We start from the raw sequence: 22,918 nt of genomic DNA, 5'->3' as shown, positions 1-22,918 counted from the left end.
ATGGATACTCTTGGCTATTTGGGTCAGGGCTTCGGCGTCGCGCTGACCCCGTATAACCTGGTGACCGCACTCTGCGGCACCCTGATCGGTACCGTGGTCGGCCTGTTGCCCGGCCTGGGCCCGATCAATGGCGTGGCGTTGTTGATCCCGATCGCGTTCGCCCTGGGCCTGCCACCGGAGTCGGCTTTGATCCTGTTGGCGGCGGTTTACCTGGGCTGCGAATACGGCGGCCGGATCAGCTCGATCCTGCTGAACATTCCGGGCGAAGCGTCCACTGTCATGACCACCCTCGACGGTTATCCGATGGCCCGCAAAGGCATGGCCGGTGTGGCCCTGTCGTTGTCGGCATGGAGTTCGTTCATCGGTACGTTCATCGCCACGTGCGGCATGGTGCTGTTCGCGCCGTTGCTGGCGAAATGGGCGATTGCCTTCGGTCCGGCAGAATATTTCGTGCTGATGGTGTTTGCGATCGTCTGTCTCGGCGGCATGGCCGGTGATCGTCCGCTGAAAACGTTCATTGCCGCGCTCATCGGTCTGTTTCTGTCGTGCGTCGGGATCGATGCCAACAGCGGCGTGTACCGTTTCACTGGAGACAACATCCATCTGACTGACGGCATTCAGTTCGTGGTGCTGGTGCTGGGCCTGTTCTCCATCAGCGAAATCCTCCTGCTGCTGGAGAAGACCCATCGCGGTCAGGAAGCGGTGAAAGCGACCGGCCGAATGATGTTCAACGTCAAGGAAGCCTCGGCGGTGTTCATGGTGAACATCCGTTGCGGCTTGCTGGGTTTCATCATGGGCGTGTTGCCGGGTGCGGGCGCGACCCTCGCCAGCGCCGTGGCCTACATGACCGAGAAGCGTATCGCCGGCGCCAAGGGCACCTTCGGCCAAGGTGACATGCGCGGCCTCGCCGCCCCGGAAACCGCCATCGGCGGTGCAGCCTGCGGTGCACTGGTGCCCATGCTGACCCTCGGCGTTCCAGGTTCGGGGACCACAGCAGTGATGATCGGCGCGCTGTCGCTGTACAACATCACGCCCGGCCCGCTGTTGTTCCAGCAACAACCTGACATCGTCTGGGGCCTGATCGCCTCGTTGTTCGTCGCCAACGTCATGCTGGTGATCCTCAATATCCCGATGATCCGCATCTTCACCCGCATCCTCGCCGTGCCGAACTGGGCGCTGGTGCCGGTGATCGCGATCATTACCGGGATCGGCGTCTACGCGGTGCACGCCACCACCTTCGACCTGTTCCTGATGATCGGCATCGGCATCTTCGGTTACATCCTGCGCAAGCTGGACTTCCCGTTGTCGCCCGTGCTGCTGGGCTTCATCCTCGGTGGCTTGATGGAGCAAAACCTGCGCCGTGCGCTGTCGATCTCCAACGGTGCGCTGGAGATCCTCTGGTCGAGCCCGATCACGTTCGGTTGCTGGGTCCTGACGGCGATCATGCTGTTGATGCCGATCCTGCGAATCTGGCGCAAACGTTCGGCTGCTCAACGCGCCATCGCCGATGTCTGATCGACCACCTTTCAACGCCTGGTGGGGTACGCCGCTGGTCGGCGCGCTGGGCGGTTACCTGGCCAGTCTGGTCGGCTGGCCGCTGCCGTGGATGGTTGGCTCGTTGCTGGCGATCATCCTGGTGCGCTGCCTGACACCCTGGCAATTGGCGGAAATCCCTGGTGGCCGCAAGTGCGGCCAATGGATCGTCGGGATCGGCATCGGCCTGCATTTCACCCCAGTGGTGATGGAGCAGGTGTTGAGTCACTTCGGCCTGATTTTCTTCGGTGCGTTGATCACCAGCCTGTCCGCCGTGGTCGGGGTCTGGTTGATGCGGCGCACCGGGGAGGATCGCGCTACCGCCTTCTTTTCCAGCATGCCGGGTGGCTCCGGGGAGATGGTCAACCTCGGCGCGCGCAATGGCGCGGTGCTCAGTCGCGTCGCGGCGGGGCAAAGTCTGCGAGTGCTGGTCGTTGTGCTTTGCGTGCCGGCAGCCTTCAAGTATTTGCTGGGCAGCGGCACACCGATTTTTCATCCCTCCGCCGTCAATTGGTGGTGGCTGGCGCTTCTCTTCCCGGCGGGCGCCTTGGCGGCCTGGCTCTGGGAACGTCTTCGTCAACCCAATCCGTGGCTGTTCGGGCCGCTGCTGGTCAGTGCAACGGTGAGCATCGGTTGGGATTTGCACATCGGCTTGCCCCATGGCGGGAGCCAGATCGGCCAATGGCTGATCGGCAGCGGCCTGGGCTGTCATTTCAATCGGCAGTTTTTCCGCCGGGCGCCCTCTTTTATGGGACGGACCTTGGTCGGCACGATTTTGACCATGCTGATCGCTACGGCGGCGGCACTGGGCTTGAGTGCGCTGACGCATCTGGATCTGCGTTCGCTGACGCTGGGCATGATGCCTGGCGGCATTGCGGAGATGAGCCTGACAGCGGAGACCTTGCAACTGTCCGTCCCGCTGGTGACGGCAATGCAGGTGATGCGGTTGTTGTTTGTGTTGTTTCTGGCGGAGCCGTTGTTCAGGTATTGGAATCGCGAGCCTGAGTCAGACTGAGGACCAAGTCGCCTTCTTCGCGGGCAAGCCTCGCCCCTACAGATTCGCGCAGGACCTGTAGGAGCGAGGCTTGCCCGCGAAGCTTTTAGACTGGGGGCAACCGCCACTCAATCGGCGTTTCGCCATTCTGTTCAAGAAACTTGTTGGTCCGGCTGAAATGCCCGCACCCCAGAAAACCGCGATAAGCGGACAGCGGTGACGGGTGCACCGACGTCAGCACCAGGTGCTTGGTGGCATCGATGAGTTTCTGTTTGCTCTGGGCATGCGCGCCCCACAGCATGAACACCAGATGTGGTTGCTGTTGACTGACCACTTCAATAATTCGATCCGTGAAAAACTGCCAGCCCTTGTCCTTGTGCGCATTGGCGTTGGCGCGCTCGACCGTCATGGTGGTGTTGAGCATCAGCACGCCTTGATCAGCCCAGCTCTGCAGATAGCCGTGGTTGGGGATGTCGATGTTCAGGTCGCGTTTCAACTCTTTATAGATGTTTACCAGCGACGGTGGCGCCGGCACACCCGGTTGCACCGAGAAGCACAGCCCGTGGGCCTGTCCCGGGCCGTGATACGGGTCCTGACCGAGGATGACGACCTTGACCTTGTCCAGCGGCGTGGAGTTAAGGGCGTTGAAAATCATTGGGCCCGGAGGATAAATCTCCTTGCCCGCCGCGCGCTCCTGCTGCAGGAAATTACGCAACTCTGCCATGTAGGGCTGGTCGAATTCGGCACGTAGTGCCTCCTTCCAGCCCGGTTCGAGTTTGATACGGTCATCAGCAGTCATGGTTACATCCGGCAAAAACAATGGGGCGAACCCTAGGAAAGCCCACCACACTTGTCAATTGATCTGACGCAGATCCGGCACTTTCCTGTACAGCGATCATACTGAACGCTCAATTTCACTATCGAGGTCACGATGAATCTGCACTTCGAAGAACTCACCGGCACCGACGGTGCGCGCATTGGCATCGCCAGCCTCGATGCCGAAAAGTCGCTCAACGCCCTCTCCTTGCCGATGATCAATGCCCTGCGCGATCAGATGGACGTGTGGGCCAAGGATCCGCAAATCGTCTGCGTTCTGCTGCGCGGTAACGGCGCCAAGGCTTTTTGCGCCGGCGGCGAAGTGCGCAGTCTGGTCGAAGCCTGCCGCGCTCACCCCGGTGAAGTGCCGCCGTTGGCCGCGCACTTCTTTGCTGCGGAATATCGCCTGGACTTCAATCTGCATACCTACCCCAAACCGCTGATCTGCTGGGGCCATGGTTATGTGCTAGGCGGTGGCATGGGGTTGCTGCAAGGCGCAAGCATCCGGATTGTCACGCCGAGCAGCCGCCTGGCGATGCCGGAGATCAGTATCGGTCTGTATCCGGACGTTGGCGCCAGTTGGTTTCTGTCACGCCTGCCCGGCAAGCTCGGGCTGTTTCTGGGGCTGACCGGTGCACACATGAACGGTCGTGATGCGATCGACCTGGGCCTCGCCGACCGTTTCCTGCTCGATGAACAGCAAGAAGAGCTGATCGAAGGCTTGCTGCAATTGAATTGGCAGGAACAGACGCCAATGCAGCTCAACAGTCTGCTCAAGGCCTTGCAACAGGAAGCCGTTGCGCAAATGCCCGCCGCGCAGTGGCTGCCTCGACGCCAGCAAATCGATGAACTGCTGGATATCAGCGATGTGCGCTGCGCCTGGAAAGCCATCAGCGCTCTGCGCGACCATTCGGATCTGCTATTAAGTCGAGCAGCGAAGACCATGACCGAAGGTTCGCCCCTGACCGCTCATCTGGTGTGGGAACAGATCGCCCGCGCCCGGCACATGTCATTGGCGCAGGTCTTTCAGATGGAATACACGATCAGCCTCAACTGCTGCCGTCATCCGGAGTTCAGCGAGGGGGTTCGGGCGCGGTTGATTGATAAGGACCAGAAGCCGCACTGGCACTGGCCTGACATCAATAACGTGCCGGATGCGGTGGTAGAGGCGCACTTTCATAAAGTCTGGGAAGGTCGGCATCCGTTGGCCGATCTGTCGGAATACTAAAAAATGTGGGAGCGAGCCTGCTCGCGAAGGGGGCGTGTCAGTCGACATTGATGTCGCCTGACCTACCACCTTCGCGAGCAGGCTCGCTCCCACAGGTATCGCGTTTAATTGATGAGGTTAACGACGGCCACCCCGGCCATCGTGATCGCCGCGACCGTTATGGTCGCCTCGTCCGCCGTGATTGTTGCGTCCGCCATGGCCACGGTTATCGTTGCTCCAACCGCCGCGGTTACGGCCGTCCCAACCATGGGCCCGGTAGTCGCCCCGTTGCGACTGGTAATAACGAGGGGCCGGTTGATAAACCCGCGGCTGGTGGTAATACCGCGGCGTTGGCTGGTAATACCGCGCCGGTGGCGCGTAGTAGCGGCGCGGCTGCGTGTAGTAACCGCCGCCACCTGAATAGTAAGGTCCGCCACCGGAATAATAGGTGGGCGCTGGCGAGGTATAGACATCGGAACGGTAGTAGCTGCCTCCTCCATCGGAATAGGGCACGCACGCACCAAGAGACAATCCCAATACTGCAATCAGAAGAATTCGGTGGAGCTGTTTTCGACAGAGCATGGCGGCCTCCTGGACCGCGAGTGAGCCATACCAGCGACGCTGGCAGGCGACAGTCAATTATTCGGTGACTGTCGAAAGATCAGACATCGTTTTCCAAATCTGGTGCGTTCCTGAAATAGATTGAAACAAGTAGCCGATGAAAGGTTTTTCATCTATTCACCCGCTGATTAATGGTGGCCACCGCGGTATCGACCGCCGTAATGACGTGGCCCGTGCCCGCCCCAATAGTAGTAGCGATAGCCCCCATAGAAACGCGGGCCGTAGTAATAACGTGGGCTGTAATAGTAGGAATAGGGAGAATAGCCGGGGTAGTAATAAGGCGCGGAATACACATCGTAACCACCGGCGTAGTAATAGCAGCCGGATAGCCCAAGACCGAGAACCATACCGAACAACAGTCGACGAAACATGGCGGCCTCCTGAAAGACCCACAGCCGCAACAGGCCGGCTGACATCCATTTGACTGGCAATGCCGGGGCGAGTGCCGAAGGGTGCGGACCTTCAGATCAGCGGACACGAACGTCCCATAGCGGTGCACCCGCGCACCATCACAAGGCAACACCGCCTCGCCTGCCCCAAGCGCTCATTGCGCAATCCCCTACCCTAGAGCCCTCAAGCCAACTTGGCACGGCTCTCGCTTTAGCAAACCCGTGCAGGAGTCATCACAAGGTTCGCGGCACCACAATTTGCAATGGCTGACTAGGGTTCCGGCTCGCTAAGGCGAGTGGCTGGTCCGAGAGTTGGCGACCTCCAGTTGAGGTTACACGGCGGGACAAAAGCCCGGGAGACAAGCCACCGTTCGCGGTGCCGCGTTGACTCCTGCCCGCCCTTGATCAACTGGAGAACCACCCATGCTCAAGCTTCGTTTACCCGCCCTGCTCGCCGCTGCCTTCGCAGCCCTCGTAAGCCTCCCGTCCCACGCCGCTCAAAAAGACCACTTCAGCGTCTGCTGGACCATCTACGCCGGCTGGATGCCCTGGGAATACGCCGGCAGCCAAGGCATCGTCGACAAATGGGCGAAGAAGTACGGCATCAAAATCGATGTGGTGCAGCTCAATGACTACGTTGAATCCATCAACCAATACACCGCCGGCCAGTTCGACGGTTGCACCATGACCAACATGGACGCGCTGACCATTCCGGCGGCCGGTGGCGTCGACAGCACCGCGCTGATCGTCAGCGACTTCTCCAACGGCAACGATGGCATCGTGCTCAAGGGCGACGGCAAGAAGGTCGCCGACCTCAAGGGCATGGACGTCAATCTGGTTGAACTGTCGGTGTCGCACTACCTGCTGGCCCGGGCGCTGGATTCGGTCGACCTCACCGAGAAAGACCTGAAAGTGGTCAACACCTCGGACGCCGATATCTCGGCCGCCTTCAACACCGATCAGGTCAACGCCGTCACCACCTGGAACCCAATGCTTTCGGACATCAAGGCCAAGCCCGGGGTGACCGAAGTCTTCAACTCGAGCCAGATCCCCGGCGAAATCATGGACATGATGGTGGTCAACAGCGCCACCCTCAAAGACAACCCGGCCCTGGGCAAAGCCCTGACTGGCGCCTGGTTCGAAGTGGTCGCGTTGATGAACGCAAAAAACGCCGCCAGCAAGGTCGCACTCGAACACATGGCCAAAGCTTCGGGCACCGACCTGGCCGGTTTCCAGTCGCAACTCGACACCACCAAATTGTTCGCCACGCCCAAGGAAGCCCTGGACTTCTCCACCAGCAAGCAATTGCCGGAAACCATGCGCAAGGTCGCCGAGTTTTCGTTCCAGCACGGCTTGCTGGGTGAAGGCGCCAAAGACACCAGCGCCGTCGGCATGGCCTTCGCCAATGGCGTGACCAGCGGCGACAAGACCAACCTCAAGCTGCGCTTCGACCCGACCTACGTGCAGATGGCCGCTGACGCCAAGCTGTAAACCGGAGGACTGGCCATGCGCCTGATCAATCGCCACCCGGATCGCCCGAGTCGTCTGCTGTTGGTGATCCTGCCGTTCGCCCTGGTGCTGTTCGCCTACTTCATGGGCTCGGCCGAGCGGCTGACGGATAACCCCAATGACAAGCTATTGCCGAGCGCCGTGCAGATGACCGACGCGGTGAAACGCCTGGCGTTCACTGCCGACACCCGCACCGGTGAATACCTGTTGTGGCAAGACACCGCGTCCAGCCTGCGTCGCCTGGCCATCGGCCTCGGCATCAGTGCGCTGGCCGGGCTGTGCCTGGGCATCGCCGCCGGAACGTTGCCGCTGTTCGGCGCGCCGTTGTCGCCGTTGCTGACGGTGTTGTCGATGGTGCCGCCACTGGCAATCCTGCCGATTCTGTTCATCGTCTTCGGGCTGGGGGAATTGTCGAAAGTGATGCTGATCGTGATCGGCATCACCCCGTGCCTGGCCCGTGATCTGGAACAGCGCGCCCGGGAAATTCCGGTCGAGTTGCTGATCAAGGCCCAGACCCTCGGCGCGTCGACCTGGACATTGATGCTGCGCGTGGTGCTGCCGCAATTGCTGCCGCGTCTGCTGATCTCGCTGCGCTTGATGCTCGGCTCGGCGTGGCTGTTTCTGATCGCCGCTGAAGCCATCGCGTCGACCGACGGCCTCGGCTATCGGATTTTTCTGGTGCGCCGCTACCTGGCGATGGACGTGATTCTGCCTTACGTGGTGTGGATCACCCTGCTCGCCTGGCTGATGGATTGGGGCCTCAAACGCCTGACCCAACGCGCGTTCCCTTGGTATGAAGGAGCCCGCGCATGAGCTTCATCACGGTAAAAAATGTCTGGCAGCAATACGCCGATCAAGTCGTGCTCGAAGGCCTGAACCTGAACGTTAACGAAGGTGAATTCTGCACCTTGGTCGGCGCGTCGGGTTGCGGCAAGTCGACCTTCCTGCGCCTGTTGCTCGGCCAGGAACGCGCCAGTCGCGGCGAGATTCTGCTGGACGGTCAGGCGCTGGCCGGCGAACCGGATTCCAGCCGTGGCGTGGTGTTCCAGCGTTACTCGGTGTTCCCGCATCTGACCGTGCTCGATAACGTCGCCCTCGGCCTCGAACTGCCGCGCTCGCCCTTGCTCGGGCGCTTGTTCGGCAGTGCAAAAAAAGACGCCCGCGAACAGGCCTCGGCGCTGCTGCACAAGGTCGGCCTCGGCCATTCGCTGGACAAGTACCCGGCGCAGCTGTCCGGCGGCATGCAACAACGGCTGGCCATCGCCCAGGCGCTGATCATGAAACCCCGCGTGTTGCTGCTCGACGAACCGTTCGGCGCGCTCGATCCGGGCATCCGCAAAGACATGCACGCCTTGCTGCTGGAGCTGTGGCGCGAGACGCAACTGACGGTGTTCATGGTCACCCATGACCTGTCCGAAGGTTTCAGCCTCGGCACTCGTTTGCTGGTGTTCGACAAGGTCCGCGTCGACCCGCACGCCCCCGGTGCCTATGGCGCGCGCATCACTTACGACATCCCTTTGAACAGCGACCGCCGCGTCAACCGCGCCGCCGTCGATGCCTTGCCGGCTGCGCTGGCGGGCACGCTTCGTATCGCTTAGAGGAATTTTGAAATGACTGATTCGACCCAACTGTTCCCGCCCTTCGCCGAAGAAATGCTCCCTGGCGGCGGCCATCGTTCGTTCGTGTTGAAACGCGGCCAGTTGCTGCGCCTGACCGACCTGCGGGGCGGCGCCAACGTCAGCCTGACGCTGCTCAATGCCAATGAAAAAACCGAACGCCTGAACCTGCCCGACAGCCTCAAATGCCAACACACCGCCAAGCTCACCAGCGGCCATTGCCTCTACTCGGACATGGGCCGCGTGCTCGCCGCTATCACCGCCGACACCTGTGGCTGGAGTGACAGCCTCGGCGGCGTGCTCTGCGCTGAAGAAGTCGCGGAAAAATACGGCGCCGGCCGTTATCAGGAACTGCGCAACGGATTCTTCCGCAACGGCACCGACAACCTGTTGGTGGAACTGGGCAAGTGGGGGTTGGGCCTGTCGGATCTGCTGATGACGCTAAACCTGTTCAGCCGCGTCAACGTTGATGCAGCCGGGCGTTTCCACTTTGTCGAAGGCAACTCGAAGGCCGGCGATTACATCGAGTTGTACGCGCCGATGGACACCCTGGTGGTGCTCACCGCGTTGCAGCATCCGATGGACCCGTCGCCGGACTACGCCCCCAAACCCCTGAAGCTCAGCTGGATGAACGCCGACGCCAGCGTCGCCGAACATTGCCGCACCTCGCGCCCGGAAAACGAGCGCGGCTTCATCAACACCGACCGTTTGTTCGCCTGAGGATCGCTGCCATGTCACTTGCAATCGCTACCGCTCAACAGTCGCCTGAAACCGCGGTCTACCGCGCCACCATCCCGGCCGGCGAACCGTGGCTGATGGAGGTCAAGGCTGGCCAGACTTTGCGCATCCTCGACCTGGAAGGTAATCAGGCCGTCGACACCTTGTTCTACAGCGTGGCCAATACGAAGGAACGTTATGACGTGCAGCGCACGTTGCGCCGGCAGAACAGCGTCTACCTAAGCACCGGCAGCGTGCTCTATTCCAACCTCGGCAAACCGATGCTGACCATCGTCGCCGACACCTGCGGGCGTCACGACACCCTCGGCGGCGCCTGCGCGCAGGAGAGCAACACCGTGCGTTACGCCTTGGAGAAACGCTACATGCACAGCTGCCGCGACAACTACCTGCGCGCCTGCGTACATGACGGGCGACTGGGCAAAGGGGACATCGGACCGAACATCAACTTCTTCATGAACGTGCCGGTCACCGCCGACGGCGGGCTGACCTTTGAAGACGGCATTTCGGCGCCGGGCAAATACGTCGACCTGCGCGCCGAAATGGACGTGATCGTGCTGATCTCCAACTGCCCGCAACTGAACAATCCGTGCAACGCCTACAACCCCACTCCTGCGGAGCTTTTGGTATGGAACTGAAATTCGCGCGGTTGCGGCGGTGGTTGTTCGCCCTGTGCCAGGCCCGTTCCGGGCAGTGCCTCAAAAAGTAAGAACACCTCAATCCAAATGTGGGAGCGAGCCTGCTCGCGATGGCGTCAGCACATTCAACATCGATGTTGACTGACACACCGCTATCGCGAGCAGGCTCGCTCCCACAGGGGTTCAGTGGTGTTTTCAAGGTTAGTGATTCTGCCGTCGGGGACGACCCCGGCGCTCATCGAAAAACTGCGGGACGGCCCGCATCCCCTCCGGGGTCTATGCCATGTTCGAAAAAGTCCTGATTGCCAACCGTGGCGCCATTGCCTGCCGCATCCTGCGCACCCTGCGTGACGTGCAGGTCAAGGGCGTTGCCGTTTACTCCGAAGCGGATGCCGCGAGCCTGCACATCCTGCAGGCCGATGAAGCCCACAGCCTCGGGGAAGGCGCCGCCGCCGGCACCTATCTGGCCGTCGACAAAATCCTCGCCATCGCCAAAGCCTCGGGCGCCACGGCGATCCACCCCGGCTACGGTTTTCTCTCGGAAAATGCTGCGTTCGCCGAAGCGTGCGAAGCCGCCGACATCGCCTTCATCGGCCCGACGCCAGAGCAACTGCGCGTGTTCGGCCTCAAGCACACCGCGCGCGCCCTGGCCAAGCAACACGGCGTGCCAATGCTCGAAGGCACCGAACTGCTCGACAGCCTCGACGCGGCGCTGATTGCCGGTGAACAGGTCGGCTACCCGGTGATGCTCAAAAGCACGGCGGGCGGTGGCGGCATCGGCATGCGCGTGTGCCGCAGCGCGGCCGAGTTGAGTGAATCCTTCGAAGCGGTCAAACGCCTCGGCCAGAACAATTTCAGCGACGCCGGCGTGTTCATCGAGAAGTACATCCAGCGCGCCCGCCACCTGGAAGTCCAGGTGTTCGGCGACGGTCGCGGCGACGTGATTGCCCTCGGCGTGCGCGACTGCTCGGTGCAGCGCCGCAATCAGAAAGTCCTCGAAGAGACTCCCGCGCCGAACTTACCCGAAGGCATGGCTGAAGAACTCTGCGCGGCGGCGATCAAACTGGCGAAAGCGGTGAATTACCGCAGCGCCGGCACCGTGGAATTTGTCTTCGACAGCGAAGATCAGCGTTTCTACTTCTTGGAAGTGAACACCCGCTTGCAGGTGGAGCACGGCGTCACCGAACAAGTGTGGGGCGTGGACCTGGTGCGCTGGATGGTGGAACTGGCAGCCGGTGATTTGCCGCCATTGAGCGACTTGAGTCAGGGCTTGAAAGCCGACGGCCATGCGATTCAGGCACGGCTGTATGCCGAAGATCCGGGCCGTGATTTCCAGCCGAGCCCAGGTTTGCTGACCGCCGTGAACTTCCCTGCTGCCGACGGCAAACACCTGCGCATCGACACCTGGGTCGAAGCCGGCTGCGAGATCCCGCCGTACTTCGACCCGATGATCGCCAAGGTCATCTGCTGGGCGCCGACCCGTGAAGAGGCCGCTGCGGATCTGCATCAGGCGCTGGGCGATAGTCTGCTGTACGGCGTGGAAACCAACCGCGATTACCTGCGGCAAATTCTGCTCGATGCGCCGTTCGCCAGCGGCCAGCCGTGGACCCGTTGCCTGGAAGGCCTGGTGTATCAGGCCAACACCTTTGAAGTGCTCAGCGCCGGGACTCAGACCAGCGTTCAGGACTATCCCGGCCGTCTCGGTTATTGGGCGGTAGGCGTACCGCCGTCGGGGCCGATGGACAGCCGCGCGTTGCGTCTGGGCAATCTTCTGCTGGGTAATGACGAAGGCGCTGCGGCGCTGGAAATCACCATGAGCGGGCCGTTGCTGCGCTTCAACTGCGAGGCCGTGGTGGCGGTGACCGGGGCCGTCATCCCGCTGACGTTGAACGGTGAAACCGTCGCGATGAACACGGCGTTGCTGATTCCAGCGGGCGCTACGCTGAGCCTCGGCACGATTGCCGGGGCCGGCGCTCGCAGCTATCTGAGCCTGCGCGGTGGCCTGCAAGTGCCGGATTATCTGGGCAGCAAAAGCACCTTCACCCTCGGACAGTTTGGTGGACATGGTGGTCGTGCGTTGCGGGCGGGCGATGTGTTGCATGTGCCTGCCTTGATCGACAGCCGCGTCGGTCAACAACTGGACCACGTCAGCGAGTTACCCGCCGTGCGGCAGATCCGGGTGATCTATGGCCCTCACGGTGCACCGGAATATTTCACTGAGCACTACATCGGCACCTTTTTCGCGACCCAGTGGGAAGTGCACTTCAACTCCAGCCGCACCGGCGTGCGATTGATCGGGCCGAAGCCTGAATGGGTTCGGCCCGATGGGGGTGAAGCGGGGCTGCATCCATCGAACATCCATGACAATCCATATGCCATTGGTGCGGTGGATTTCACCGGGGACATGCCGGTGATTTTGGGGCCGGATGGTCCGAGCCTGGGCGGGTTTGTCTGCCCGGTGACGGTGATTGAGGCGGACCTTTGGCAGCTTGGGCAACTGAAGGCCGGGGACAAAGTCCAGTTCCTCCCGGTCGATCTAAAAACCGCCCGCAACCTCGCCCTGAAATGGAATACCCCCTGCAGGAGTGAGCCTGCTCGCGATGGCGGCGGTACAGCCAACGTTGATGTGACTGACACACCGCTATCGCGAGCAGGCTCACTCCTACAAGGGATTGTGTCGCCTGTTGTTTTGGAGTTGGGTCAGGGGGATACGCGACTTGTGGCGAGGTTGTCGGGGGATACGCACCTTCTCCTTGAAATCGGCGCACCTGAACTCGACCTGGTCCTGCGCTTCCGCGCCCATGCCCTCATGCAAGCCTTGGAAAGCAAAACCCTGCACGGTGTCATCGACCTCACACCGGGCATTCGCTCGCTGCAAATCCACTACCAACCCGAACAACTGCCGCTGGCCGACCTGCTCGGCATTGTCGCCGGTGAATGGGACGCCGTGTGCGCCGCCCGGGACCTGCAAGTGCCGTCGCGCATCGTGCATCTGCCGCTGTCCTGGGACGACCCGGCCTGTCAGTTGGCGATCGAAAAATACATGACCACCGTGCGCAAAGACGCCCCGTGGTGCCCGAGCAATCTGGAGTTCATCCGTCGCATCAACGACCTGCCGAACCTCGACGAAGTGCAGCGCACAGTGTTCGACGCCAGCTATCTGGTGATGGGCCTGGGCGACGTTTACCTCGGCGCACCGGTCGCCACCCCGCTCGACCCGCGCCATCGCCTGGTCACCACCAAGTACAACCCCGCGCGCACCTGGACGGCGGAAAACTCGGTGGGCATCGGTGGCGCCTACATGTGCGTGTACGGCATGGAAGGCCCCGGCGGTTATCAGTTTGTCGGTCGCACGTTGCAGATGTGGAACCGTTATCGCGCAGTCGCCGCGTTCGACGGCAAACCGTGGCTGCTACGCTTTTTCGATCAGATCCGCTTCTACCCGGTGAGCGCCGAGGAACTGCTGCGCATCCGTCGGGACTTCCCGCTCGGGCGCTTCGATTTGAACATCGAACACAGTCAGTTGAACCTCGCGGATTACCAGGCCTTCCTGACGAAAGAGGCCGATACCATCGCGGCGTTTCGCGATCAGCAAAAAGGCGCGTTCAACGCCGAACGCGAGCGCTGGATCGCCAGCGGCCAGGCGCATTTCGAAAGCGAGGAACCGGCCCCCGAAGCTACCGAAGACGCACCACTCGCCAGCAACGAAATGAGCGTCGACAGCCACATCGCCGGCAACCTCTGGCAGGTTCAGGTCCAGACCGGAAGCCGGGTTGTCGCCGGTGATGTGCTGGTGATTCTGGAGTCGATGAAGATGGAAATTCCGCTGCTCGCGCCCATGGCCGGCGTGGTGCGTGAGATCCGCGTGCAACCGGGTTCGGCGGTGCGCGCCGGACAGCGCGTCGTGGTGCTGGAACTCGACTGAATCCATTTTGAAAAAGGAATGACGCCATGAATATCAATCTGCAACTCGACGCCCTGCGTAGCGCTTATCGCGTCGGCAACATCACGCCCCGTCAATTGCTGCTGGGCCTGCGTGACAAAGCCGCAGCGCTGAACCCGGATTATCACCTGTTCATCCACTTGCTCAGTGTCGAGGAACTGGAACCGTACCTCGCCGCCCTCGACGGTGGCGACCTCGACAGCCTGCCGCTGTACGGCGTGCCCTTCGCGATCAAGGACAACATCGACCTGGCGGGCATTCCCACCACCGCCGCGTGCCCGGCGTTTGCCTATGTGCCGCAGCGTTCGGCGACCATCGTCGAGCAGTTGCTGGCGCTGGGCGCGATTCCGCTGGGCAAGACCAATCTGGATCAGTTCGCGACCGGGTTGAACGGCAGCCGCTCGCCGTATGGCGCGTGCCCGAACAGCGTATTGCCGGAGTATCCGGCGGGCGGTTCCAGCGCCGGCTCGTCGCTGGCGGTGGCGCTGGGCGTGGCGAGTTTTTCGTTGGGTACGGACACGGCAGGATCGGGACGTGTGCCGGCGGCGTTGAACAATCTGGTGGGATTGAAAGCCACCAAAGGGCTTATCTCCACGGCGGGTGTGGTGCCGGCCTGTCGCACGCTCGATTGCGTGACGACGTTCACCGCAACGGCTCGGGAGGCCAGCCAGTTGCTGGCGCTGACCGCGCACCTCGATCCGCGAGATGAATACAGCCGCAGCAACCCGCTGTGGAATGACGGGTCGGCGTTCGGTACGCCGCGTCCGTTCCGTTTCGGCGTCCCGCGTGCGCAGGACCTGGAATTCTTCGGCTGCCCTGAAGGCCCGTTGTTGTTCGGTGATGCCATCGATCGGCTCAAGGCGCTGGGCGGTACAGCTGTGGAACTGGATCTGTCGCCTTTCCTCGAAGCGGCGCGTTTGCTCTATGAAGGCCCGTGGGTGGCCGAGCGTTACAGCGTAGCCGGCGAGTTGATGGAGCAGAATCCCGAAGCCGTTTTGCCTGTGATTCGCGCGGTGCTGGCCAAGGCGCCGGCGGTGACGGGCGTGCAGGCGTTCCGTGCCCAATATCGGCTGCAAGCCTTGAAGGCGTTGTGCGACAAGGCGCTGGAAAATCTTGATTGTGTCGTCACGCCCACCATCGGCCGCCCCGTCACATCGGCGGAACTGGACGCCGAACCGGTCCTGCGCAATTCGGAACTGGGTTACTACACCAACTTCATGAACCTGCTCGATTACGCGGCCGTCGCCGTGCCCAGCGGCTTCATGGGCAATGGTTTGCCCTGGGGTGTGACCGTGTTTGGCCGGGCGTTTACCGATCAGTATTTGTTGGGGGTGGCGGATGCTTTGCAGCGCCGCTCGGCTGAGCCTGCACCGACGACTGTCGCTCGCCATGATCGCGCACGACTGGTGGTCTGTGGCGCGCATCTGGATGGGTTGGCGTTGAACTGGCAACTGAAGCGACGCGGGGCTCGGTTGGTTGAGACGACTTACAGTTCGCCGGATTATCAGCTGTATGCGTTGGCCGGCGGTCCGCCGTTTCGTCCGGGGATGGTGCGGGTGAAGGATGGCGGCGTGGCGATTGCGGTGGAGGTTTGGGAATTGCCGAGCAGTGAACTGGGCTCTTTTCTGACGGGGATTCCGGCGCCGCTGGGGTTGAGCAAGGTGCAACTGGCGGACGGGCGTTGGGAGAGCGGGTTTATCTGTGAAGCGTATGGGTTGGAGGGGGCCGCCAATATCAGCCATTTAGGCGGATGGCGTGCTTACCTCGCCAAATGATCGTTCCCACGCTCTGCGTGGGAATGCCGCCCGGGACGCTCCGCGTCCCATCACAAGCGTGACGCAGAGCGTCACAGGGTGCATTCCCACGCGGAGCGTGGGAATGATCAAGCTCCCGCAGGAGGCGTGTGTGGACAATCATTCGCGCTGCACATAGAGCAGTTATTTTCCCCGCAGTGCCATTAGAATGCCTGCCATTGGGTCACTGCCGACGGAATCGCCATGCTGCTTCACTCGCCGCTGTATTCGCAACGTTCGTTGGTCCTGACGCTCATCGCGTTGTTGGGCGCAGGCTTTCTCGCGACCTCTTTCCTCAGTTACTACGCCTCGCGAGCCTCCATCCGTGACAGCATCGTCAACACCGAGCTGCCGCTGACCTCGGACACGGTCTACTCGGAAATCCAGAAAGACCTTGTCAGACCGATCCTGATTTCCTCGATGATGTCCCGCGACACCTTCATGCGTGACTGGGTGGTCAACGGCGAGCAAGACGCCGAGAAAATGACTCGCTACCTCAACGAGGTCATGACCCACTACGGCGCCTACACGGCATTTTTTGTCTCCAACACCAGCCTCACCTACTACCACGCCAAAGGCGTGCTCAAACAGGTCAAGTCCACGGAACCTCGCGATGCCTGGTATTTCCGTGTCCGCGACATGGCCGATCCCTACGAGATCAATGTCGACCCGGACCTCGCCAACAAGGACAACCTGACCTTCTTCATCAACTACAAGGTTTATGACTACAACAACCGTTTCATCGGCGCTGCCGGCGTTGGCCTGACGGTCGATGCGGTGATCAAGCTGATCGACAAATACCAACAGCGTTACCAGCGCAGCGTGTACTTCGTCGACAACTTCGGCCGCCTGGTGCTGACGGGCGCCGAGGGCGGCCCGCAAGGCGCGCACATCGGCCAGAAGCTCGGCGACCTCGATTACATGAAGGACCTGGTCAGTCAGCTGCCAAAACCCCACAGCGGCAGCTATGAATATTCCGTCCAGGGCCAGGGCCATTTCCTCAACGTGCGGTTCATTCCCGAGCTGAACTGGTACCTGTTTGTCGACAAGCGCGAGGACGGCGCCCTCAGTGAAATCCGCCAGTCGCTGTACCTCAATCTGCTGATTTGTCTGTTCATCACGCTGATCGTGCTGTTTCTGCTCAACCGCGCGATCAAGCGCTACCAAGGCAAGATCCAGGCACAAGCAACGCTCGACAGCCTGACCGAACTGCCGAATCGTCGTGGCTTCGACCTGCTGGCGGCGCAGGCCATGCTCGAAGCCCGGCGCGAGCCCAAGCCGCTGACCGCGATGTTGCTGGACCTGGATCATTTCAAGGCTTTGAACGACACCTACGGTCACCTGGCCGGCGATCAGGTGCTGATCGGCTTCGCGCGGGATCTGGAGAGTTGCCTGCGGCACTCCGACATCGTCTGCCGCTGGGGAGGCGAAGAGTTCATCGTGCTGCTCAAGGACACCGACGGTGAAACCGGTCTGATGATCGCCGAGAAAATTCGTCAACATGTCGAACAACAGCGTTATGCCTACGACGGCAAGGAACTGCAGCTGACCGTCAGCATCGGCCTCACCACCTTGCAAGTCGATGAAACCTTGCACACCCTGCTCTCCCGGGCCGATCATGCGATGTACCGGGCCAAACAGGCCGGCCGTAACCGAACCTGCGTGGAATTGCCTCACTCCAGCTATGAATAGTCCTGCATGAACAAGCCAGACCAATGCCCCGCCTACGGCGCCGCCAACGCCTGCACCCTGGCCGACCCGCGCACCGTCGATCAGGCGTGCTGGTGCTTTGGCGTCAGTATCGACCCCGCTGTGCTTGAAGCGCTGCCAGCCGAACTGCGCGACAAATCCTGCCTGTGCCCGCGCTGCGCCGAGGTCGAGGCGCAGTTGTAAGCAGCCGCCCGGCCGATCACGTAAGATACGCGGCCCCTTTCCAACCGATCCCCAGCCATGCGCGTTGACCGTTTCCTCAGCAACCTGCCGCGCTTCAACCGTAAGCAGGTACGCCTGTTGCTGGTGGAAAAGCGCGTTCAGGTTGACGGAAAAATCGTCAGCGACCCGCATGCCGAAGTGCTCGAGTTCAGCCGTGTCGAGGTCGACGGGGAAGTCCTGCAAGTCGGCAAGCCCGCACGCTACTTCATGCTGCACAAACCGCCCGGCTGCGTCAGCGCCACCCGCGACCCGGAGCATCCGACCGTACTCGACCTGATCCATGAGCCGGACAGCGATGACCTGCACATCGCCGGTCGCCTGGATTTCAACACCACCGGCCTGATGCTGATCACCAACGACGGCAGCTGGTCGCGGCGCCTGACTCAGCCGCAGACCAAACTGCCGAAGGTCTATTACGTCGAGACCGAGCAGGAGATTGGCCCGCAATACGCATTGAAATTTGCCGAGGGTCTGTACTTCGCGTTCGAGGACCTCACCACGCAACCGGCCGAGCTGATCGTACTCGGGCCGAAAGCGGCGCGACTGAGCATCGTCGAGGGCCGGTACCATCAGGTGAAGCGGATGTTCGGCCACTTCGACAACAAAGTGCTGCGCCTGCACCGCGAAAGCATGGGCCCGCTGGTGCTCGATAACGCGCTAAAACCGGGCGAGTACCGAGCCTTGCGCACCGAAGAGATCCATTTGATCTAAGCAGCCTACCGCTCAGCAGAAGTTGTCGAACAATTTACGAATGACACTTGCGCGATGACGTGACCCCTGCTTGAATCAGGACGTCGGCCGAAATGTGACCGACGAGTCACAACATACTTCTAAGAAACTTTTTGCCGGTTAGAGAACCCTCAGGTTCCGCCTCAGACCGGCAGACTGCCCGCCAATAACAATACCCGTCGACCGGACTGCACTGGATCGACATGGGCCTCCAAATTCAAGGCGTATGCCTACCTGTCACAAAGCTCGTGCAATCTCATTTGCGCGCATACCCGCTTGCTTGGAGTCTTATGACATGAGGCCAGAAATCGCTGTGCTGGATATACAGGGTCAGTATCGGGTTTACACGGAGTTCTATCGCGCAGACGCCGCAGAGAAGACCATAATTCTGGTCAACGGCTCGATGGCCACGACTGCGTCGTTTGCACAAACCGTGAAAAACCTTCACCCGCAGTTCAATGTGGTCTGCTACGACCAGCCCTACGCGGGCAAGTCAAAAGCCCACAACCTGCATGAGAAATTGCTGACCAAGGAAGTCGAAGGGCAGATCCTCCTGGAGCTGATCGACCACTTCGCCGCCGAACACGTGCTGTCGTTTTCCTGGGGTGGCGCCGCGACCCTGGTCGCCCTGGCCCAACAGCCACGGCGCATCGAAAAAGCCGTGATCAGCTCGTTCTCCCCGGAGATCAACGCGCACATGCTCGATTACCTCGAGCGCGGCATTGATTACCTCGGCAGTCGGGATGGGGATCGGGTCGGCAACCTGGTGAACAGCACCATCGGCAAACACCTGCCGACGTTGTTCAAGCGTTTCAACTATCGCCACGTCAGCTCGCTCGCCGAGCATGAATACGGGCAGATGCACTTCCACATCAGCGACCTGCTCCATAGCGACCGCCAGTGCTTTCTCAAAGCGGCAGAGAAAATCAACGTGCCCGTGCTGTTCATGAACGGCGAATGGGACGAATACACCGCCGCCGATGGCGCCCGGTTGTTCGCCAACCACGTGCAAGACGCCACCTTCAGCACCCTGCAGGCCACCGGCCACTTTCTCGACATGGAACACAAAGCCGCCTGCCGAGACAGCCGCGATGCACTGATAGGCTTCCTGAAACCGGCACAACACACCAGCCGACCGCGTTACCACTACGTCCAGGACCAACATGCATTGGCCATCTGAAACAGCGTCATCGCGAGCAAGCTTCGCCCTACAGTGTTGAACGCATTCCTGTAGGCGCGAGGCTTGCCCGCGAACGACCGTCACGCGGTCTGATGTCTTGTGTCACCTGCGCCAAAGCTATCCTGCGCAAAGAAAAACTTCATTTCCACGCGCACATCTGGTACAAAGTCAGCCGCTCTGAGCGGGTGTCGTATAATGGCATTACTCCAGCTTCCCAAGCTGATAACGAGGGTTCGATTCCCTTCACCCGCTCCAATCGAATTTTTGTCTCACGTTGTTTTTTGACGGGGGATGCAGGTAATGACAAAACCGGCCTTGATGGCCGGTTTTTTTGTGTCTGGGGTTTTGTGTTTCAAGGCGGAATTTAGCGTTTTCGCGCAAAAGTGATGTTTTGTTAGCGTTTTTCTTGCCTCATTAACAGATTTCATCATTGCAAGTCGGTTTCAAACCCCTTGCGAAGCAGCATGGCACGGTGAAAAGCCATTTATCGCACGCCACAAGAGGTCAAGGCGGAGCTGAGAACGGCGAGCATCCTCAAGGGCGGCAGGGTTGTATTCAACATCGGCGGCAACAAATATCGAGTGATTCTGGCAATCGACTATCTGCGACAGCTTGGTTTCATACGATTCGTCGGCACCCACGCCCAATATGATCAGATCAACGCGGAGACCGTGTAATGGACATTAAACCGATTCGCAGCCAGGAAGATCTGACCGCTGCATTTACTCGTATAGAGCAACTGTGGGGGGCAGACATTGGTTCGCCTGAAGGTGATGAGCTGGAAATTCTGGCGCTGCTCATCGAAAAGTACGAAGACGAGCATTACCCAATGCCGCCCTCCGATCCGATTGAGGCCATTAAATTTCGTATGGAACAGCAAGGGCTGACCCCTCGCGACCTGGAACCCTTCATTGGGACGAGCGGGCGCGTATCCGAAGTGCTGAACCGCAAGCGCAAACTGAGCTTGTCGATGATCAAACGTCTACACGACGGGTTGCGGATACCTTACGAAAGTTTGCTTGCGGGTGTTGCCTGACGTGCAGCCCTGACAAAAAACCGGTCCTTGATAGCCGGTTTTTTTCTGGGTGGGATTCAGGTGATTTTTCCTGCTGAGGATGTGGCAGAAATCTGCGTACAGGCGTAAATCATTGCCAGGACGGGACAGACTGCGCCAGTGCTCCTAGTCTTTCCGCTCTACCATCTGCTTTATTTTTACGGCCTTTTCAAAATGGTCGAGCTTGTGCTTATCGATCCACCATTGGGCGGCTTCCATTAAAAGCACTGGATCATCATTTTTGTTCGCGAAGAAAGCATAGAAAGAGAGCCCGACAGTCGGCCCCTTCTGCTCTATTTTCTTGTCGCAGACCTCGATCATCTTTTGCCTCAAGCTTTCTCGCATCATTTCTCTCAATCTATTAATGGTCTCGGTCGCGGCCAAATTCAGTACCGATTGCCCATCTTTCGGGGCTTCGAGCGAAGCCGACTTTCAAAAAGGCATGGTCCTACACTACGGTGGGAATTGTCCGTAGACTTGCGCATTGCAGTGTTTTTACCATGAAGTCTATAGTCGACCCGCGCCAAAACTGGCGTATCGGGTTTGGCGACTCGATGCCATGGTACAGAAGCCTCCGAGTATTTCTCGGAGTGCTTTTGAACGCACTCGGCTGCCTCTTTTTTTTGGTGGCTGTGCGTGGGAGACCTTCGGGTCTGCCGGTTTTACCATGGTCCGGTTCGCCAACCCGCGTACAGCTACCACCCTATTGTTTGGCGACGATTGAGTGGTAGATCTTCCTCTAACATGGTAATCACTCATGAACGAATACATGGCTTTAACCAGCAACGCCGACGACCTTCCCTCGCTCTACGTCAACACCACCCAACCGCTGCATTCACTGCTCAGCACCGCCAGTTACAGAATCCGGGCCGTGACGCAGCTGCTTGAAAACCTCGCGATGCGAGGCGACATCACGTCTGACGCAGTGATTCTCAGCGACTTTGCATTGCTGTGCTGCGTGCCCTTGCGCGACGGTTGTGATGTGCTGGACGTGATCGCTCGACGCATGGATGCGGAATAGTTCTGACGTTAGAGCGGGCGCCTATCGAGGCACCCTTTGCGAGTCATGACCGGCTGTCATTGGTCACCAAGAGATCGCACGAGCGCTCTATCACTGTGGCGAGGGAGCTTGCTCCCGCCGTCGCGAAGCGGCCCCCAAAAAGGGACTGCTGCGCAGTCCGACGGGAGCAAGCTCCCTCGCCACAGGTTCGGTGTCACGCTTAACTGCCTGGCATTGTTCTGGATGGCTGTTTGTAATTGAATCGAGCTTACAAATCCCCAACGTTCAACCCGTTTGCCCTCCTCGCCCAACCCGCTAGCATCTCCCTATCTTCAACCACCCTCTCCCCTGCGCGGCCATCGACGAACACGCGCCATCACTCTCCGAGGGAACCCAATCGGCCGCACACCAAGTGCCGCCTATGAACGATCTCAACAGAGCCTTCCAAACATGACTCAAAACATCTACGACGACCCGGAGTTTTTCCAGGGCTACAGCCAGATGGCTCGCTCCATCGGCGGCCTCGATTCAGCTCCCGAATGGCCTGCCCTCAAAGCAATGCTGCCATCCATGAAAGGCCTGAAGGTTGTGGACCTCGGCTGCGGTTATGGCTGGTTCTGCCGCTGGACCAGTGAACACGGCGCCGACAGCGTGCTCGGTCTGGACGTCTCGGAAAAAATGCTGGAGCAGGCGCGCAAAACCACGTCAGCGGACAACATCCAATACGCCCGCGCCGATCTGGAACAACTCGACCTGCCCGCAGCCAGTTTCGACCTCGCCTACAGCTCCCTGGCGCTGCACTACATCAAGGATCTTCCGGGTCTGTTCGCCAAAATCCATGAGGCCCTGAAACCCGGTTCACGTTTCGTATTTTCCATCGAACACCCAATCTTCATGGCACCGCGCAATCCGGGCTGGCTGATTGATAGCGAAGGGAACAAGCGCTGGCCGCTGGACAGTTATCAACGGGAAGGCGAGCGGGTGACCAACTGGTTGGCCGAAGGCGTGATCAAACAGCACCGCACGATAGGCACGTTGCTGAATACGCTGATTGGCGCAGGTTTCAGCATCCGACAGGTCAACGAATGGGGCCCGAGCGATGCAGAGGTGGCGGCGCAACCGGCCCTGGCCGAAGAGCGGGAGCGGCCGATGATGATGCTGGTCAGCGTTCAGCGCTGAGGGCCACGCCGGGTCATCGTAATTTTTGCATATGAATTTCCGATACCCGG

General features: G+C 60.2%; 21 protein-coding genes, 1 tRNA gene, 1 pseudogene and 1 riboswitch. Of the genes and pseudogenes, 19 read left to right on the top strand and 4 right to left on the bottom strand.

The genetic code is table 11. The features are described from left to right. Together RHP74_RS07095 and RHP74_RS07090 are read left to right on the top strand one after the other, a co-directional pair. On the top strand, positions 1 to 1,515 hold the full coding sequence (locus tag RHP74_RS07095; protein WP_311098565.1) for a tripartite tricarboxylate transporter permease: 1,515 nt from the start codon (positions 1 to 3) through the stop codon (positions 1,513 to 1,515). Continuing rightward, the gene (locus RHP74_RS07090; protein WP_083374829.1) at positions 1,508 to 2,548 is read left to right on the top strand and encodes an AbrB family transcriptional regulator; all 1,041 of its coding nucleotides are present in this window, start codon (positions 1,508 to 1,510) and stop codon (positions 2,546 to 2,548) included. The genes RHP74_RS07095 and RHP74_RS07090 overlap by 8 nt, the downstream gene beginning before the upstream one ends. Before the next feature lie 85 nt (positions 2,549 to 2,633). Here RHP74_RS07090 and ung read toward each other — a convergent pair whose 3' ends face one another. Beyond that, a complete protein-coding gene (ung, locus tag RHP74_RS07085; RefSeq protein WP_010462292.1) occupies positions 2,634 to 3,326 on the bottom strand; it encodes a uracil-DNA glycosylase in 693 nt (230 codons plus the stop codon). A 132-nt stretch (positions 3,327 to 3,458) separates the two neighbouring features. On the opposite strand from ung, the gene RHP74_RS07080 reads away from it, so the two are divergent. Then, positions 3,459 to 4,571: an enoyl-CoA hydratase/isomerase family protein gene (locus RHP74_RS07080; RefSeq protein WP_169856161.1), complete on the top strand. Its 1,113-nt coding sequence runs from the start codon at positions 3,459 to 3,461 to the stop codon at positions 4,569 to 4,571. 117 nt (positions 4,572 to 4,688) lie between these two features. On the opposite strand, the gene RHP74_RS07075 is transcribed toward RHP74_RS07080, so the two are convergent. Together RHP74_RS07075 and RHP74_RS07070 are read right to left on the bottom strand one after the other, a co-directional pair. Beyond that, the gene (locus tag RHP74_RS07075) at positions 4,689 to 5,132 is read right to left on the bottom strand and encodes a hypothetical protein (RefSeq protein WP_083374830.1); all 444 of its coding nucleotides are present in this window, start codon (positions 5,130 to 5,132) and stop codon (positions 4,689 to 4,691) included. A gap of 167 nt (positions 5,133 to 5,299) precedes the next feature. After that, positions 5,300 to 5,542: a hypothetical protein gene (locus RHP74_RS07070; RefSeq protein WP_311098561.1), complete on the bottom strand. Its 243-nt coding sequence runs from the start codon at positions 5,540 to 5,542 to the stop codon at positions 5,300 to 5,302. A 278-nt stretch (positions 5,543 to 5,820) separates the two neighbouring features. Then, a riboswitch (guanidine-I (ykkC/yxkD leader) is annotated at positions 5,821 to 5,921 on the top strand. 62 nt (positions 5,922 to 5,983) lie between these two features. Here RHP74_RS07070 and RHP74_RS07065 point away from each other — a divergent pair. From RHP74_RS07065 to RHP74_RS07000, 14 genes and pseudogenes are all read left to right on the top strand, one after another. Further along, a complete protein-coding gene (locus RHP74_RS07065; RefSeq protein ID WP_010462301.1) occupies positions 5,984 to 7,051 on the top strand; it encodes a putative urea ABC transporter substrate-binding protein in 1,068 nt (355 codons plus the stop codon). Between the two features lie 15 nt (positions 7,052 to 7,066). Beyond that, a complete protein-coding gene (locus tag RHP74_RS07060) occupies positions 7,067 to 7,882 on the top strand; it encodes an ABC transporter permease (protein WP_077749608.1) in 816 nt (271 codons plus the stop codon). Continuing rightward, positions 7,879 to 8,667, top strand: coding sequence for an ABC transporter ATP-binding protein (locus RHP74_RS07055; RefSeq protein ID WP_010462305.1), 789 nt, complete (start codon positions 7,879 to 7,881; stop codon positions 8,665 to 8,667). The genes RHP74_RS07060 and RHP74_RS07055 overlap by 4 nt, the downstream gene beginning before the upstream one ends. A 12-nt stretch (positions 8,668 to 8,679) precedes the next feature. Next, positions 8,680 to 9,405, top strand: coding sequence for an urea amidolyase associated protein UAAP1 (locus RHP74_RS07050; protein ID WP_311098557.1), 726 nt, complete (start codon positions 8,680 to 8,682; stop codon positions 9,403 to 9,405). An 11-nt stretch (positions 9,406 to 9,416) separates the two neighbouring features. Beyond that, entirely contained in the window at positions 9,417 to 10,058 is a 642-nt protein-coding gene (locus tag RHP74_RS07045; protein WP_154913805.1) for an urea amidolyase associated protein UAAP2, read from the top strand. Positions 10,059 to 10,341: 283 nt separating this feature from the next. Further along, entirely contained in the window at positions 10,342 to 13,983 is a 3,642-nt protein-coding gene (uca, locus tag RHP74_RS07040; RefSeq protein WP_311098555.1) for an urea carboxylase, read from the top strand. Between the two features lie 26 nt (positions 13,984 to 14,009). Beyond that, positions 14,010 to 15,776, top strand: coding sequence for an allophanate hydrolase (gene atzF / locus RHP74_RS07035; protein ID WP_311098553.1), 1,767 nt, complete (start codon positions 14,010 to 14,012; stop codon positions 15,774 to 15,776). Positions 15,777 to 15,998: 222 nt separating this feature from the next. Next, positions 15,999 to 17,486, top strand: coding sequence for a diguanylate cyclase domain-containing protein (locus RHP74_RS07030; protein ID WP_311098551.1), 1,488 nt, complete (start codon positions 15,999 to 16,001; stop codon positions 17,484 to 17,486). 6 nt (positions 17,487 to 17,492) lie between these two features. Next, positions 17,493 to 17,687, top strand: coding sequence for a cysteine-rich CWC family protein (locus RHP74_RS07025; protein WP_311098549.1), 195 nt, complete (start codon positions 17,493 to 17,495; stop codon positions 17,685 to 17,687). 57 nt (positions 17,688 to 17,744) lie between these two features. After that, the gene (locus RHP74_RS07020) at positions 17,745 to 18,437 is read left to right on the top strand and encodes a pseudouridine synthase (RefSeq protein ID WP_010462322.1); all 693 of its coding nucleotides are present in this window, start codon (positions 17,745 to 17,747) and stop codon (positions 18,435 to 18,437) included. 313 nt (positions 18,438 to 18,750) lie between these two features. After that, positions 18,751 to 19,635, top strand: a complete 885-nt coding sequence (locus RHP74_RS07015) for an alpha/beta fold hydrolase (RefSeq protein WP_221108619.1) — start codon at positions 18,751 to 18,753, stop codon at positions 19,633 to 19,635. A 181-nt stretch (positions 19,636 to 19,816) separates the two neighbouring features. Beyond that, a tRNA-Gly gene (locus RHP74_RS07010) sits at positions 19,817 to 19,890 on the top strand. Positions 19,891 to 20,111: 221 nt separating this feature from the next. Next, positions 20,112 to 20,312 (top strand): annotated as a pseudogene (locus RHP74_RS07005) (type II toxin-antitoxin system HigB family toxin); the annotation flags it as partial. Then, on the top strand, positions 20,312 to 20,671 hold the full coding sequence (locus RHP74_RS07000; RefSeq protein ID WP_077749600.1) for a type II toxin-antitoxin system HigA family antitoxin: 360 nt from the start codon (positions 20,312 to 20,314) through the stop codon (positions 20,669 to 20,671). The pseudogene RHP74_RS07005 and the gene RHP74_RS07000, both read left to right, overlap by 1 nt. A 144-nt stretch (positions 20,672 to 20,815) precedes the next feature. On the opposite strand, the gene RHP74_RS06995 is transcribed toward RHP74_RS07000, so the two are convergent. Then, positions 20,816 to 21,010 carry a DUF6500 family protein gene (locus RHP74_RS06995; RefSeq protein WP_311098545.1) on the bottom strand — a complete coding sequence of 65 codons (195 nt, stop codon included), beginning with the start codon at positions 21,008 to 21,010 and terminating at the stop codon, positions 20,816 to 20,818. A 436-nt stretch (positions 21,011 to 21,446) separates the two neighbouring features. Here RHP74_RS06995 and RHP74_RS06990 point away from each other — a divergent pair, with 436 nt between their 5' ends. After that, on the top strand, positions 21,447 to 21,710 hold the full coding sequence (locus RHP74_RS06990) for a hypothetical protein (protein ID WP_010462435.1): 264 nt from the start codon (positions 21,447 to 21,449) through the stop codon (positions 21,708 to 21,710). A gap of 429 nt (positions 21,711 to 22,139) precedes the next feature. Next, the gene (locus tag RHP74_RS06985) at positions 22,140 to 22,868 is read left to right on the top strand and encodes a class I SAM-dependent methyltransferase (RefSeq protein WP_311098542.1); all 729 of its coding nucleotides are present in this window, start codon (positions 22,140 to 22,142) and stop codon (positions 22,866 to 22,868) included. Positions 22,869 to 22,918: the final 50 nt, after the last annotated feature.

Source organism: Pseudomonas sp. SG20052 (genome assembly GCF_031766055.1).
In the GTDB taxonomy this organism is placed as follows: Bacteria; Pseudomonadota; Gammaproteobacteria; order Pseudomonadales; family Pseudomonadaceae; genus Aquipseudomonas; species Aquipseudomonas mandelii.
The sequence above is the reverse complement of the archived record's forward strand: the minus strand, read 5'-3'. Positions and strand labels throughout refer to the sequence as shown.

What these genes read in the sequence shown, in the direction of transcription:
- RHP74_RS07095 (WP_311098565.1), top strand. Translation starts at nt 1, where the DNA reads ATGGATACTCTTGGCTATTTGGGTCAGGGCTTCGGCGTCGCGCTGACC.
- RHP74_RS07090 (WP_083374829.1), top strand. Translation starts at nt 1,508, where the DNA reads ATGTCTGATCGACCACCTTTCAACGCCTGGTGGGGTACGCCGCTGGTC.
- ung (WP_010462292.1), bottom strand. Translation starts at nt 3,326, where the DNA reads ATGACTGCTGATGACCGTATCAAACTCGAACCGGGCTGGAAGGAGGCA.
- RHP74_RS07080 (WP_169856161.1), top strand. Translation starts at nt 3,459, where the DNA reads ATGAATCTGCACTTCGAAGAACTCACCGGCACCGACGGTGCGCGCATT.
- RHP74_RS07075 (WP_083374830.1), bottom strand. Translation starts at nt 5,132, where the DNA reads ATGCTCTGTCGAAAACAGCTCCACCGAATTCTTCTGATTGCAGTATTG.
- RHP74_RS07070 (WP_311098561.1), bottom strand. Translation starts at nt 5,542, where the DNA reads ATGTTTCGTCGACTGTTGTTCGGTATGGTTCTCGGTCTTGGGCTATCC.
- RHP74_RS07065 (WP_010462301.1), top strand. Translation starts at nt 5,984, where the DNA reads ATGCTCAAGCTTCGTTTACCCGCCCTGCTCGCCGCTGCCTTCGCAGCC.
- RHP74_RS07060 (WP_077749608.1), top strand. Translation starts at nt 7,067, where the DNA reads ATGCGCCTGATCAATCGCCACCCGGATCGCCCGAGTCGTCTGCTGTTG.
- RHP74_RS07055 (WP_010462305.1), top strand. Translation starts at nt 7,879, where the DNA reads ATGAGCTTCATCACGGTAAAAAATGTCTGGCAGCAATACGCCGATCAA.
- RHP74_RS07050 (WP_311098557.1), top strand. Translation starts at nt 8,680, where the DNA reads ATGACTGATTCGACCCAACTGTTCCCGCCCTTCGCCGAAGAAATGCTC.
- RHP74_RS07045 (WP_154913805.1), top strand. Translation starts at nt 9,417, where the DNA reads ATGTCACTTGCAATCGCTACCGCTCAACAGTCGCCTGAAACCGCGGTC.
- uca (WP_311098555.1), top strand. Translation starts at nt 10,342, where the DNA reads ATGTTCGAAAAAGTCCTGATTGCCAACCGTGGCGCCATTGCCTGCCGC.
- atzF (WP_311098553.1), top strand. Translation starts at nt 14,010, where the DNA reads ATGAATATCAATCTGCAACTCGACGCCCTGCGTAGCGCTTATCGCGTC.
- RHP74_RS07030 (WP_311098551.1), top strand. Translation starts at nt 15,999, where the DNA reads ATGCTGCTTCACTCGCCGCTGTATTCGCAACGTTCGTTGGTCCTGACG.
- RHP74_RS07025 (WP_311098549.1), top strand. Translation starts at nt 17,493, where the DNA reads ATGAACAAGCCAGACCAATGCCCCGCCTACGGCGCCGCCAACGCCTGC.
- RHP74_RS07020 (WP_010462322.1), top strand. Translation starts at nt 17,745, where the DNA reads ATGCGCGTTGACCGTTTCCTCAGCAACCTGCCGCGCTTCAACCGTAAG.
- RHP74_RS07015 (WP_221108619.1), top strand. Translation starts at nt 18,751, where the DNA reads ATGAGGCCAGAAATCGCTGTGCTGGATATACAGGGTCAGTATCGGGTT.
- RHP74_RS07000 (WP_077749600.1), top strand. Translation starts at nt 20,312, where the DNA reads ATGGACATTAAACCGATTCGCAGCCAGGAAGATCTGACCGCTGCATTT.
- RHP74_RS06995 (WP_311098545.1), bottom strand. Translation starts at nt 21,010, where the DNA reads ATGATCGAGGTCTGCGACAAGAAAATAGAGCAGAAGGGGCCGACTGTC.
- RHP74_RS06990 (WP_010462435.1), top strand. Translation starts at nt 21,447, where the DNA reads ATGAACGAATACATGGCTTTAACCAGCAACGCCGACGACCTTCCCTCG.
- RHP74_RS06985 (WP_311098542.1), top strand. Translation starts at nt 22,140, where the DNA reads ATGACTCAAAACATCTACGACGACCCGGAGTTTTTCCAGGGCTACAGC.